This is a genomic window from Paraflavitalea sp., assembly GCF_059502485.1.
Genome location: NZ_JCACET010000004.1, coordinates 317,905 through 332,060, shown reverse-complemented (window position 1 = coordinate 332,060; position 14,156 = coordinate 317,905). Strand labels below are relative to the sequence as shown.

Genomic DNA, 14,156 nt, shown 5'->3' with positions numbered 1-14,156 from the left:
ACTACCAGTGTATTTTACCGGAAATACTACGGTCTTTATATGTCTTGCTTTATCACTTAGTTATACTTCAGTAAATCTGTGCATGCCTGATAAATTAATGCGGCTGGTCTGGCCGCTTTGAGCGGCCTGACTGCTGAGTAGATACACCGGTTTATGGGTTGTGTCTGGCGTATGTTACTTTCTTATGGCTTTATCAGTTTTATTCTGTGTGATTTATTGGTGCGGAGGTCAGTGAGCAGGAGTATATAGGCTCCTTTCATCAGTTTAATCACAGGTAGCTGATGACTGCCGGGCTGCAACTGGGTGGTGATGATCTCTTTTCCAGTAATATCGTATAACTGGACTTTCAGTGAGTTGTTCAGTCTGTTGTTGATGTATAGGTTGTCCTGTAATGGGTTGGGGAATACCTGTATTTTATTTTCCCATACATTGGGATCATTAATTGCCGTGATGAGGAAATAATAGCTATCAGACAAAGGACTTGTGCATCCATTTTGCGTGGCCTGCACCGTGAATACCGCAGAGGCTGATGGCCGGAAAATATTCGCTGTAGCGCCTGCTATGGCATTGCCATCCATGAACCACTGGTTGCCAGTAGCGGCGCTGGAAACAAGTTCTCCGCTATTGCGTGTTATAGTTGGTTTGGCAGGAATTGTATTGACCGTAATGGCCGATGCTGCAGAGGTTGCTGCACAGCCTGCCGCATTGGTCGTTCTCACTGTGTAACTGCCTGAAGCATTGGCTGTGTAAGTAGTGTTGGTTGCACCCGTAATAGCCACACCATCTTTATACCACTGATTGCCTGATGATGATGAAGTGAGCACAACGCTGCCACCCGTACAGAAACTGAGTGGACCGCCAGCCGTGATGACAGGTACTGCAGGCAGGGTATTGACTATAATTATCGTATTTACAGAAAAGGCTTTGCAGCCTGCTGCATTCGTAACTGTAACTGTGTAGCTGCCTGCTGCGCTGGCTGTATAGGTAGTATTGACAGCGCCACTGATGGCTACTCCATCTTTGTACCACTGATTGCCTGATGATGCAGAAGAAGTGAGTATCACATTACCGCCTGTGCAGAAACTGAGTGGGCCACCGGCCGTGATAACAGGCACAACAGGTAAGGCGTTTACAGTTACAGCGGTAGTTATTGAACTGGCTTTACAACCTCCGGCATTCGTAACTGTAACTGTATAATTGCCGGATGTAGTTGCGGCATAGCCAACACCTGTTGCTCCGTTTATTGCTACTGCATCTTTGTACCATTGATTGCCTCCAACAGACGACGAGGTAAGTATTACATTGCCTCCGTCACAAAAGCTAAGTGGACCTCCGGCTGTAATGACCGGTACTGCGGGTAATGGATTCAACGTAATCGTCACTGTTGCCGGATCGCTGGTTACTGCCGGTGCAGATGATTTCAGTCTGATCCTGTACCCATTGCCAGCGACAACATTTGTGGAAGGCATTGTGATTGTTATCGTTCCTCCGCCTGTTGCCGTAACGCTTCCTATAGGTATCTCTGTGGTAAACTGACCTGCTGCATTGGACAGATAGGCCGTGAAGGTGTTGCCAGCTGTAAAGGTTGTACTTGTCTGATAGGTCAGCGTAGTCGTCTGTCCGGCACACAAGGTGGTAGCGGCAATCGACTGAATGGTGGGTGGTGGCGTTGCCTGAATGATGACTGTATAATCTTCAGCTTCTCCCCACTCTCTTCTTTCGCAAGGGTCTTTGACAGGGTAATCACTCCAATAATCCTGCGAACGCACGCGCATGCGGGTAGTTCCGGGTTTGGCGTCGGCTGGTATGGCAAAGTTACCATTGACAATGAAAGGGGTTGATTGGTCGCCCTGGTATACCAGTTCTCCTGCATCGCTCCAGTCTCCATCCTGGTTGAAGTCTATGAAAATTCCTGTGTATTGTTTTTGGTAGGATTGATCGGGGTTGCGGCCCATGCGAATACTAAAGTCGTAGGTGAATCCTCGTACCAGTTCCACTGTTTTAGATGTGAAGTCGGAATGGTTATCGCCGGGACAACCTGATGCAAGGTTCTCGAGCAACTTAACGCCATTCCTTGAAATGGTGTAGTCATCCATGTATAGTGCAGGTGTACAATCCTTAGTGGCATAATGGGGCCGACAATAGCTCAGGCCTGTGTTTACGTTTACCTCATTGCTGAAAGAGGCTGATGTATTGATGGGTTTGATGCGGTATTTACAATTGTGGAATGCAGGTGCAAATTCATCGGCGAACGTAGTGGTGTTAGCAGGGACAAAGGCTATGGAATAAAAGTCGCCTGTGGCGCTATCGGCGCGCTCGATCAAGTAGCCCAGTTCATTGGTAGCATTATCCGTCCAGGTCAATTGTACCTGACCGCCGTTCAAAACGCCTGTAAGATTCGTAGGTGCATTAACAGCAGGCGATGAACAGGTGAGACCTGTAAGTGCTGCGGCGTAGCAGTTTTGCATGCGTTCGTGCTGCCCTTTGGTGAGGTCGCTGCCGCAAAAGTTGAAGCCCATCGCATTGTAGAGGAGCGGATTGTAGGGTCGTCCCTCCGGGTCCAGTATCGTTCCGGTGTATACGCAATTATTAACCGAATAGCCGGGTTGTCCACCCGGGTCGGCAGGTGTGTCACACACATAATCGCCTGTAGTGGTGCAGTTGGCTCCCGATACCAGTTCTTTTCCGTAGAAGGTTTCGAAGGTATGGATGAGCCCAAAGTAATGTCCCAGCTCGTGCACAAAGGTTCTTTCGTTGTCTGCGTGGTTATAGATGATCGCGATCTTGTTGTTGATGTTGGAAGGGAGAGAGGTATACCCTCCTACTTCGCTTCCACCCAGGAAAGCTCTGTAAGTGTAATACAGATTGATAACGCCCGGCACCGTTGGCAGTAATGGGTCGTCTTCATTGTGGAGTTCATAAAAGCGATCGTTGTTGATGTATCCGAAGCTGCCGCAGAAATAGAATTGAAATCCTGCTTTTATGAAGTAGTGGTTGGCTGCGGCCAGTCCGCGCATTACCTGCGCTTCCGTCAACCAGCCTGTTCCATCTGTTTTACGAATAAGCCAGGGCTTGATGGGAATGTAGATCACCGGATCTCCTGCTACTCTTGCATTTCTTGTAAGGCTTGCCTGTTGTATACGCTCTGTGAAAGCGCTCATTTCTTTGGCAGAGGGAGTAACTGTGCCGCAGGGTAAATGCTGAGCCTGTATTGGCTGTAAACAACAGAGTGTGAACAAAATGATCACCAGTAAGTAGAGCTTGTTCATTTCCTGGCCAGTTTAAAGGTTTTGTTGGCTGTATTAGATGGTTTGCTCACTGACGTGACCGTGACTTTTACTGTATAAAGCTGGCCTGGCTGCAGGTTGTCTACAAAAGTGTTTACCGTAGTGGCCGATCCTGTGAGTGACCGGGAAGAGATGCTCGCATTGTCTGCATCACGTGTACAGGCAACATCTACTTTAACACCAGCCGACGGCATCTTCGATTGTATAACGACTTTAAAGTCGTAGTTAGCGCCCAATGCTGCTGCTGTTGTTGTTCCCGGATCAGGATCGAGGTTGATAACAAGGTTCTCTTCTGCAGGGACTGGAGGAGGGGTTGGATTACCGCCGCCACCTTTTTTGCCACAGTAAGACATAGCTGTGCAGAGTAATATAAACAGAGAGGGTGTCAGGTATCGTATTATTGATTGGCGTGGCATGGCTGCTATGGTTTTATCAGTTTTATCCTGTATGATTGGTTGGTATGTTGATCTGTCAGCAGGAGTATGTACGCTCCGCGCTGCAGTTTAGTCACCGGCAGCTCGTGCGTACCCGGTTGTGTTTGTGTGGTGATGATCTCTTTACCAGTAATGTCATAGAACTGTGCTTTCAATGGTCTTCCTAACCGGTTGTTGATGTATAGTCTTTCCTGCACAGGGTTGGGGAATACCTGTACTTTACTCTCAAGCGCATTGGGGTCAACAATGCTTGTGATCAGAAAATAATAATTGTCGGACAATGGGCTTACGCATCCATTTTGCGTAGTCTGCACTGTGAAGTTGCCTGAAGCTGATGGCCTGAAGGTGTTGCTGGTTGCACCAGCGATGGCGTTTGCTTCCGAGAACCATTGGTTGCCGGTGGCTGCTGAAGACAACAGATCGCCACTGTTTCTTGTAATGGATGGTTTGGCAGGTAATGGATTCACTGTAACAGCAGTTGCAGCAGACACTGCTACGCATCCATTGGCATTGGTGACCCTAACCGTGTATCCTCCTGCAGCATTAGCGGTATACGTTGTATTGACAGCACCAGCGATTATCACTCCGTCTTTGAACCATTGGTTACCAGTGGCGGCTGAAGAAGTGAGGACAACGTTGCCGCCTGTACAGAAAGCAACAGGCCCTCCTGCTGAAATGACCGGAACTACCGGTAATGGATTGACTGTTACTGACAGCGCGGTGGATGTAGCGGCGCAGCCGGCTGTATTGGTTGTGGTAACTGTATAGTTGCCTGTCGCATTTGCCGTGTAGGCAGTATTTACTGCGCCGCTTATGCTCACTCCATCTTTGTACCACTGATTGCCTGTTGATGCTGAAGAAGTGAGTGTAACACTGCCGCCTGTGCAGAAGGCCACAGGACCTCCTGATGTAATAGCAGGAATTGCCGGCAAAGCATTGACCGTTACAGCTTGTGCTGTGGAAGTGGAATGACAACCAACTGCGTTGGTGGCTCTCACTGTATAGCTGCCTGCGGCATTGGCTGAATAAGCTGTGTTAGTTGCTCCTGCAATAGCCACGCCGTCTTTGTACCATTGATTGCCGGTGGCTGCGGATGAAGTGAGGGTAACGCTGCCGCCTGTACAAAAGCTGACAGGACCACCGGGGGTGATGGCTGGTACTGGCGGCAAAGGATTCACCACCACCGCAGTAGGGGCAGAGGTGCCCGAGCAATTACCACTGGTAACTTTGACAGCATAATTACCGGCTGCTGTAGCAACATAGGTGACTGCTGTAGCGCCACCAATGGCTACTCCGTCTTTTAACCATTGGTTGCCGGTGGCTGCGGAGGATGTAAGTGTTACCTGTCCGCCGGGACAGAAAGAGGTGGCTCCTCCTGCAAAGATCTGCGGAGTTCCAATATTGCTGATGATCATGGCAGCTGCCGACTGATCGCTCGTGAATGAAGGATTGGATGCTTTGATCCTAATCTTATAGCCTACGCCGGATGGTGTAGTAACCGGAATGACTGCGCTGATAACGCCACCGGCAGTAGCAGTGCCAATAGCAGTTTCGTTATTGAAATTACCGTAGCTATCGGACAGGTATGCTGTAAATGTATTGTTGCCGCTGAAGGTTCCTACCGTTGTGTAATTAACGGTGATAGCCTGTCCTGCACAAGGTGTAAGATTGGTTAAGGGCAACACTTTCACAGATGCGGGTAAGGTATTGGCCACCGTGAAAGGATGTGTTACTGTTTTGCCGTTGTAGGTAACTTCGAGGCGCCAGTTTCCATACTGTGCAGGCGCTCCAAAAAAGATGTAGCCAAAAGCTGCGGGGAAGTTATCGGTGGGCGTAAAGTCCCAGCTGGCATGTATTGCGTTGGCCGGTGTATAGATGCGATAGTATGCTGTTGTGTTTGCGAGGAGGTCGCGAAAATAAGCTGCGCAGTATATGCTTTCGCCTGGTAGAAAAACATTCTTTGCATTTACTGCTTCTTCATTGGCACAGCCTCCTACGGTGGCCGCACTATGGGTCATCACTTTATTGATGCCCGGGTTATAATATGGCTGCTGGTTTGCCCACCAACTCGTAGTACCGTTGAGGGAATTGCAATTGCCTGCAAAGGGATCAATTACTGCACTGTTGGCATCGCGCACTTCAAAGTGCAGGTGTGGGCCACTGGAGAGGCCCGAGCTGCCCATTATGCCAAGGTATTCTCCTTTGTTGACCGTGCTGCCGACAGGCTTTGTAGTCAGTGAACCTGTTTTGAGGTGTATGTACCACGCTACTGATCCATCTGCATGGCGAATGTATACGCCATTCTCGGTTGGATAGATCAACGAAAGGCAGCTTTGATCGGGCTGACCATCAGACTTTGCAATGATAACACCCTCTGCCGCTGCTATGATCTCTACTACATTATCGGCCATTTTCTGCCATCCAAACGGAAAGGATGCAATGTCAGTTCCCCTATGGTTTCCATTGTTTGCATCGTAGGTCCTTACGCCACAATTGTAATCCCGTAATTGATTGGGAGATGCCGGATTATGATCAACAAAATTAGTAATTGCATAATATCCCGGATCACTGAAGGCTGCTGCCTGGCGCATAGGCCAATCGAATAGCACTTGTTCTGCACGGGTAGCTGTAGACAAGACACCTTTTTGCTGTAGTGAGCGGATACTATCCTGTATCATCCGATCGATGTGCTGCATGCCTTCGGGGCTTATGGCACACTTCATTTTTTCCGGCACCACCATACCTGTGTGGATGCCTTGTATAGGTTGCTGTGCCTGCAAAGCCGGCAGCCAAAGGAATAGAACTATCAGCCAACAAAGGTTTCGCATAGGTCCTATTTTTTAATAAACCGTACTGTCTGGATGCCTTCTGCATTTTTTACCGACAGCATGTAGATGCCTGCTGCCAGTGACTGTACATTTACCGGCAGGTTGTTCATGCCGCGTTCTACAGTGCGCGACTGTGACAGGAGTGTTCTGCCAGCCATATCCGTAACAAGAATAGCAACCTTGCTTTTTTCCCTGGCCTGCATCAGCAGGTATGCATAATCAGTGACCGGGTTAGCAGCCAGCTGAATGTTCTCAACAGATGCTCCGGGTTTTAGCACAATGATCTTACTGAGCTCTTGCCTGCCATTGATATCTTCCGTCTGCAACCTGTAATAGATCTTATCTGTACGAAGGGTACCCGCAGCCTGATCGGTGAAGGAATATTCTTTGCGTGTGATGGTATTGCCTGTCGCTTTTACTTTACCGATGGTGGTAAAATCGACACCATTGATGCTACGTTGTATATTGAAATGGGAAGCTGATTGTTCCTGGGCTGTTTCCCAATACAATACTGCCGCACCATCGACCAGACGGCCCGTAAAGTGATTCAATTTCACAGGCAGGATGGCCTGTCCATTTACTGTACCACCTCCCCCACCGCCGGAGAATGATTTCACCATGTATTCGGCCATGTGCTGACCGCACCCCTGCCCCACGTATACAAATGTGTCGAGCTTGGGATTGGCTCCGTTGGCGATGCTGTATAGTTTAGTAGCGCCTGCAATATTGGAAACAGGATCAGGATTGCCGCCTTCGGTTTTGTAGAAGAACAAGCTTCTGTGGTCGATGAGGGACGCAACTGATCCTTTAACATCTGTGAAGTCCTGGTCATTGTAGTAGAAACGTACGCCTACCGGTGTTGCCGGTTGGTTTGCCGGTACTACTGACCAATATCTGTGCATGACGTAGTAACCGCTTTGGTTGGTGATGAGCGGACTCGTCAGCAACAATCCCTGGCCTGTACCTGCGCCCGCAGTAGCGGCCACTTTTACCTGGAGGTTGCCGGCTGCGAGTGTACCTATGTTATTGCCGTTTTTCTTTAGTGAAAGGAGCATCTTATAATCCGGCAATCCGGTACCGGCATCTATATAATCGTAGTAATAGTGTGTCCATCCAAAGGCATCGGTTTCTTCCCTGTTGGCAACATACTGTTGTGATTGTGTTGGGAAAGCGATGCCAACATCGGTCAATTCGGAATTCAACGTAAGTCGGGTTGCTACTGAATTGGATATCTGCGCAAAGTATTTACCGCTTTTTGTAGGATAGAAAAAGGGATTTCCAACGTTGCGTGCTTCCATTGAAAGGGCCGGCATTTGCCTTATCCATGTAAATGTGCTATTGGCAAGTGTGCCGCCGGAAGCTACCGCTAATCCACAGCCTCCATTGTAGATCATGATGGGTGCCTGTGGCGCATAATTGGCAGCTGGGAATTTGGTTGCAAAGGCTTCCATGCCATCGAATGTGAATTTGTTGTTGGAGATATTGATGTTTGCTCCGAAGTTGGTAACACTGTTGAGGTTCGTTAGAGAAGCTGGTATAGGACCACTGAGCTGATTGTTATTCAGGTGCAGATCGGTAAGGCTAAACAGGTTGCCCAATGCTGCCGGAATAGTTCCCAATAATAGATTGTTGTTCAGGGAAAGTTGTTTGAGTTTCGAAAGGCTACCCAGCGAATTGGGAATGGGTCCTGTAACTTTTGTATTTGAAATGATCAGTTGCTCCAGGTTTACAAGATTGCCCAGCGATGAAGGGATGCCTCCTTCGATAGCACAATTGCTGATCCATAGTAATTTTAATGCTGTGAGATTTCCCAAAGAAGATGGGATAGTACCGTTGAGTCCTGCATTGTTACTCATCTCAAGAGCGGTAAGCTTGGTGCAATTACCTAAGGAAGCGGGTATGCTACCGCTCAGGTTGTTGACGCCGAGATAGAGATAGGTAAGATTGGACAGATTACCCAGTTCAGCAGGTATAGTGCCTGTGAGCTGGTTGGATTCAAGTGCCAATCCCTGCAACGCGGGCAGGTTGCCCAAGGAAGTGGGAATGCTGCCAGTTAGTCTATTACCTGACAGGGCCAATGTTCTGAGATAGGGCATGCCGCCGAAGTCGGGGATACCACCTGTGAACTGATTGCCCAGCAGGAAAAGATCATTGAGGTTAGTAAGTTGTCTGAGTTCGGACGGGATGTTGCCGCTTAACTGATTCACCCGGAGATCAATCACCATTAGCCTGGAAAGATTACCCAATGAAATGGGGAGGGAGCCGGAAAGCCGGTTTTCGCCGAGGCTAAGTACTCCCAGTGATTGCAGGTTGCCCAACTGGGAAGGTATGCTGCCCGTAAGGTTGTTGCGGTAGAGATAGAGTGATTGTAACTGTGACAGGTTGCCCAATGCGGTGGGCAGGGAGCCGCTGAGGTTATTACTGAAGAGGTCGATAGCGGTTACATATCCTTCTTCATTGATGGTGACTCCATGCCAGGTACGTGCAGGGCCGGTGAGCCAGCCGGTTTTATTGGTCCAGCTATTACCATTGGTGCTGTTGTAGAGGGCAACGAGGGCGAGTGAATCTGTGTTGTTGATGGGGTTGATGTATTTCTGTACAGATGCCCGGCCTCCGTTGGCTGCATCAAAATAAGCGATGTATGCCACGCCCGTGCTGCTGATTGCGATAGAAGTATTGCCTGCTATGCCAGGGGATAAACCTGCGCTACCTACATATACCCAACTGCTGCCGTTGAATTTTTTCACGGAGGCTTTTGCTCCGTTGGCTGCATCCACATATGATACATAGGGAACGTTGCTCTTATTGATCGCTATGTCGATGTATGAGGCGTGGTCATCTGAAAATCCTTCTGTGCCCACTGTTACCCAACTGCTGCCAGTAAATTTCTTAACGGTTACTTTGCCTGCATGGGGTGCATCGAAGTAGGCTACATAGGGTGTGCCTGTTGCATCGATGGCAATGGTAGTAAAATCTACCAAGCCATCTGAGAAGGCTTGTGTTCCTACCGTTTGCCAGTTGTTGTTGACAAACCTTTTAACAGTGGCTTTACCCGCATTGCGTGCGTCGAAATAAACTACATAGGGTATGCCGGATGGATCTATTGCTATGTCTGTTGTATTTACAATACCATCGGAGAAGCCGGGTGTACCAACTGTTTGCCAGTTGTTGCTAATGAATCTTTGCACAGTAGCTTTACCGCCGTTCTGTGCATCGAAGTATACTACATAGGGAACACCGGCACTGCTGATGGCAATGGAAGTGTTGTCTACCTGTCCTTCTGAAAAACCCGGGGCTCCCACATTTACCCAACCGCTTCCATTGAATCGCTTAACGGTGGCTCTACCACCATTCTGGGCATCGAAGTAAGCTACGTATGGATTGCCAGCCGGATCGATGGCAATGGAGGTTTTATCGACCTGCCCATCGGAGAAGGCTGGTGCACCTACATTGACCCAGGATGATCCGTTGAATTTTTTGACTGTGGTGCGCCCACCATTGGCTGCGTCGAAGTATACAACGTAGGGGGTGCCATTTGCGTCGGTAGCAATGGCTACCGTATTGGTGATGCCGTCTGAAAATCCTGGATTACCTACCACCGACCACGATTGGGCAAGGAGGGTTTGGCCCAATAGACATGCCAATACGCATGCACCTATTGTACGTACAATTTGTGTCATAACAGTTGCCTGGTTTATTTAAACTGAGGTTTCTTGTATGGGATACCGGGTACGGGCTTGAATAAGGATACCAGCGGAAATTGGAGTCGAGCTTGTTTGTTGCGGTGGTGATACTTGTAAAATGGAACGGTGTAAAGGTGCAGTACTATTGCGAGGGGGGCAATACCCCTTTAGGGTACTTGTGTTGTGATTCCTGTAACGGGTGAGCCGCCTCCCGCAAAGCGGGACAAGTTTTGGAAGGCGACCCACCCGTTACAGCAGGCGGTATTTATTGAGGGCTTCTACTTTATTCTGCACATGGAGTTTCTGGTAAATATTCTTGAGGTGTTTCTTGACTGTTTCGCGGCTGATGGACAGGGTGTCGGCTATCTCTTTGTACAGCATGCCTTTACCGAGGAGCTGCAATACTTCTTTCTCCCGGTCGCTGAGGTCGTTTTGCTGTGTATCTGTCTGTGCTGGCCTAAATGATCCGATCACTTTACGGGCAATAAAAGGGCTCATCGGCGCACCGCCCCGGGTGAGGTCAATGATGGCTTGCTGTATCTGGGTGCAGGTGGCATCTTTCAGGATGTAGCCCGAGGCGCCGGCCCGCAGGGCTTCAAAGATGCTGTCCACATCATCCTGCACGGAGCAAATGAGGCATTCACATTGTGGCAATATGTTTTTTAGTTGCCGGATGAGTTCTATGCCCGACATGCCGGGCAGTTGTATGTCTACAATCAGTACATCGGGTGGATGGGCTGTGATATCGGCCAGCACTTTCTCTGCAGAACTATAAGCGGCTACCAGGTGCATGGTCTTTTCTTCCACAATGCACTGCATGAGGGCTTCTTTATATTGGGGGTTGTCTTCTACCAGTGATACCAGGATCATAGCTCAATGTTTTGCGAGTGATGTTATATCGATGCTTATATGCACAGCGACTCCCTGACCGTTGTCGATCTGCAGGTGGCCACCTGTTTTGGCGGCACGCTGTTGCATGTTGCGCATGCCGTTGCCCTCTTCTTCTGTCCGTTGTGTCATTCCTTTTCCATTATCCTGTACTGTTATAAGCAGGGTATCCTGCTGTACTGTTGCTGTTAATGATATCTCTGTTGCTTCGGAATGTTTCATCGCATTGTGTAATGCTTCTTTGACGATGAGGTAAATATCCCGGCGTTTTTGGCCGCTCACCGGAATGTGGGGTAGTTGCTGCGGATAGGTAGACCGGAATTTTATGTCTGTATGTTCGAATAGTTTGTATCCTTCCTGCTGCATGTAGTACAGCAACTTCTCCAATGTATCATTCTCTGTATTCAAGCTCCAGATCACCTCGCGCATCCTGGCCGACAATTCGGAAGCTACGTTATAGATGCGGGCCAGCTCTGTTTTCATTTCAGGGGTGGATGCTTTGCGCGAAGCCAGCTCTGCCTGCAGCCTGATGCCTGAAAGGCCTGCACCCAGGTCGTCGTGTATTTCTCCGCTGATTCGGTGCCGCTCCTGCTCTATTGCCAATTGTTTTTCGAGGCGGCGCATTTGTTGTTTCCACCGGAGGCTGATATAATACCGGGACAACAACCATAACAGTACACCTGCGCTGATAACAAGCAGGGTAATGAACCACCAGGTTTGCCACCAGAAGGGCGGCATGTAAAAACTTATCTGTGCTGTAGCCTCACTCCACCGGACTCCATCAGCTGAGCAGCGAACTTCAAAGGTATAATGGCCTGCGCCCAAGTGAGAATAGATGACATTATTATCGGATGTAGCAGCCGACCAATCTTCGTTCAATCCTTTGAGGCGGTATTGGTACCTGATGCCTCTGGGATCGGCCAGGTACACGGAGAGAAATTCTATCTTGATGTTACGATCGCCTTCGGGCAAATGTAGTAACTGTGTTGCATCGCCCGGTGTTTGCCAGGACACGTTATCGTTGGAAGAAGCAAATGTGTTGATGAATACATCGGGTAATGATCTTTGACGGATAATGCTGGCCGGGTTGCAGGAGATCACTTTATCGCTACAAGGAAGCCATATTGTTCCGGACGAATCTTTATAGATCTTAGACCCGAGGTAATCTTCTCCTGAGTAGCCTGTGTAGTTATCGTATACGATCCAGGCCGTGGGGCTATCGGCGTTTGGCAAATCCAAAAATGCAAGGCGCTGGTTGTCTACTACCACCAATGTGGAGCTATCGTATGCCAAGACTGCACTTACCTCGCCTTTAAATATTGCAGGAGCTACCCGTGAGGGTTGTTGCCCACGTGAGTAACTGAACAATCCACGTTTTGTTGCTATCCAATAACGACCTCTGGTATCCTGATCCATTGAAACTACCGATAATGAATCGAGATCTTTTACAGGATGAATGGTATCATTTTTTATAATACCAGCTCCTTTATACGTAAAGGCCCACCTGTTCTCTTGTTTGTCTTTATAGAGGTAATAGACTACACCTTTGTTATAGCTATCCGGAAAGAAAAGTTCTTTGTATCCTTGGCCCTGCACCCATTTTAGCAAACCACGGTAGGTAGCGAGGTAGAGGTTGTTGCCGGTCTCATCTTCTATCATCGAGGCTATGCTGGCCCGCTCAATGTAATGGAGGTTGTACCCGTCTTTATCCACTTCTATCAATCCATAATGGAAAGGGAAGTACAGGCGGCCATTGGGCAAGCGGATTGCTCCTTGTAGTTGGGATAGAAAAAAGCGTTCTGTCTTTTGATCCATGCCTCTTACCTGTCCTGGTTGCAAAGTCTTTACCGTATTGTTCTCAAGGCGCCAGATGCCATTGTTGTGGCCGTTGAACCATGTTTGCGCGCCGGCACCTGGCAGGATAGCGAGCACCATGCCATTGCCTTCTTTTTTAAATCGCAGCTCCCGGAAGTAAAGATTGTACCAGGCTCGCAAGCCCTTGGTGGAGCCCAACCATAGTGCATTGAACTTATCGACCATGATGTCCTGGTATTCTTCATCGGATACTACAACCGGTTCTATGGCGCCTTTGCTCACCCTGAAGATCGTATCGTTGTTGTTATTGAAATACAAGTCGCCGGTGGAAGTACCTACCAGGTTGTGTTTGAGTGGAAAGCCATCGTGCACAAATGGAACGTACCTCGTAGTATCGAAAAAACGATCTTTCAGCGTAAGTGTATAAAATGCCTGTTGTTGCAGGTCGTAGTAATATAATTGTTCGGACCCTGCTTTACAGATATCCAATAAGGAATATGCAACGCGGCCAACTGAATCAAGTTTGCCTGATTTGATCTGCCACCAGTAGCCTTTCCGCGTAAATATATTGATGGTGCCGTTGCTGCCGGGCAGGGCTTTGATGATGTCTGTATTTTCCGGGAGCGCCAGCGGCGTAAATTGCCGGCTTTTGAAATCGAAGGTATAATGTACAATAGGGCTGGCTGATAGTGTAGGCAGGGGCGTTACATTGAACAGGTACAATTTGTTGTTCAAGACTGCCTGATAGCTCCAGAACTGGCTCGTAATTCCTTCCGGTAAGGAGAAAGAACTCACGTTATCGCCTGCAATAATGCTGAAGCCATTCCGCGTCAGTACCGACAAGCTATCCTTATTCAACTGGATAATATCGTTGCTCTCGTTGTCGCGCAGGCCATCGGTTGTATAATAATTCCTGAAGCCAAGTCCGTCGAACCGGCTCAACCCGGCCTGGGTACCTATCCAGAGGTATCCGCGCAGGTCCTGGAAAAGACTGCAGATGGTCATATCGGCCAGCCCATTGCCTGTAGTATATGTTCCGGAAGTGTAATTGCGTGTAAAGTCTTGCGACTGCGCGGGTTGTAAGGTGCAGATGCAGCAGAGCCCCGCGAGGGCAATTATAAGCAGTTGACGGTGCATGCAGGATTTAGTGTGCCCAAAAGAACAAAATATTGCCGACCTGACAATACCCCTAAAGGGGAAAGAGGCATGCTTGCGACCGGG

Annotated in this window: 6 protein-coding genes; all 6 read right to left on the bottom strand. The window is 48.8% G+C overall.

Annotation, left to right across the window (positions count from 1 at the left end):
- Window positions 1-182 precede the first annotated feature (182 nt).
- The 6 genes from AC5JBY_RS01380 to AC5JBY_RS01355 all read right to left on the bottom strand — a co-directional run bounded on the left by AC5JBY_RS01380 (window position 183) and on the right by AC5JBY_RS01355 (window position 14,072).
- Window positions 183-3,269 carry a GEVED domain-containing protein gene (locus AC5JBY_RS01380; RefSeq protein ID WP_495902743.1) on the bottom strand — a complete coding sequence of 1,029 codons (3,087 nt, stop codon included), beginning with the start codon at window positions 3,267-3,269 and terminating at the stop codon, window positions 183-185.
- On the bottom strand, window positions 3,266-3,703 hold the full coding sequence (locus tag AC5JBY_RS01375) for a hypothetical protein (RefSeq protein WP_495902742.1): 438 nt from the start codon (window positions 3,701-3,703) through the stop codon (window positions 3,266-3,268). The genes AC5JBY_RS01380 and AC5JBY_RS01375 overlap by 4 nt, the downstream gene beginning before the upstream one ends.
- Window positions 3,704-3,708: 5 nt before the next feature.
- The gene (locus tag AC5JBY_RS01370; RefSeq protein ID WP_495902741.1) at window positions 3,709-6,549 is read right to left on the bottom strand and encodes a peptidoglycan DD-metalloendopeptidase family protein; all 2,841 of its coding nucleotides are present in this window, start codon (window positions 6,547-6,549) and stop codon (window positions 3,709-3,711) included.
- Window positions 6,550-6,554: 5 nt separating this feature from the next.
- Window positions 6,555-10,229: a T9SS type A sorting domain-containing protein gene (locus AC5JBY_RS01365; RefSeq protein ID WP_495902740.1), complete on the bottom strand. Its 3,675-nt coding sequence runs from the start codon at window positions 10,227-10,229 to the stop codon at window positions 6,555-6,557.
- A 252-nt stretch (window positions 10,230-10,481) separates the two neighbouring features.
- Entirely contained in the window at window positions 10,482-11,102 is a 621-nt protein-coding gene (locus tag AC5JBY_RS01360; protein ID WP_495902739.1) for a response regulator, read from the bottom strand.
- A gap of 3 nt (window positions 11,103-11,105) precedes the next feature.
- On the bottom strand, window positions 11,106-14,072 hold the full coding sequence (locus tag AC5JBY_RS01355; RefSeq protein WP_495902738.1) for a sensor histidine kinase: 2,967 nt from the start codon (window positions 14,070-14,072) through the stop codon (window positions 11,106-11,108).
- Window positions 14,073-14,156: the final 84 nt, after the last annotated feature.

Excerpts from the sequence above, each read along its gene's own strand:
- AC5JBY_RS01355 (WP_495902738.1), bottom strand. The coding sequence starts at position 14,072 with ATGCACCGTCAACTGCTTATAATTGCCCTCGCGGGGCTCTGCTGCATC.
- AC5JBY_RS01375 (WP_495902742.1), bottom strand. The coding sequence starts at position 3,703 with ATGCCACGCCAATCAATAATACGATACCTGACACCCTCTCTGTTTATA.
- AC5JBY_RS01380 (WP_495902743.1), bottom strand. The coding sequence starts at position 3,269 with ATGAACAAGCTCTACTTACTGGTGATCATTTTGTTCACACTCTGTTGT.
- AC5JBY_RS01360 (WP_495902739.1), bottom strand. The coding sequence starts at position 11,102 with ATGATCCTGGTATCACTGGTAGAAGACAACCCCCAATATAAAGAAGCC.
- AC5JBY_RS01365 (WP_495902740.1), bottom strand. The coding sequence starts at position 10,229 with ATGACACAAATTGTACGTACAATAGGTGCATGCGTATTGGCATGTCTA.
- AC5JBY_RS01370 (WP_495902741.1), bottom strand. The coding sequence starts at position 6,549 with ATGCGAAACCTTTGTTGGCTGATAGTTCTATTCCTTTGGCTGCCGGCT.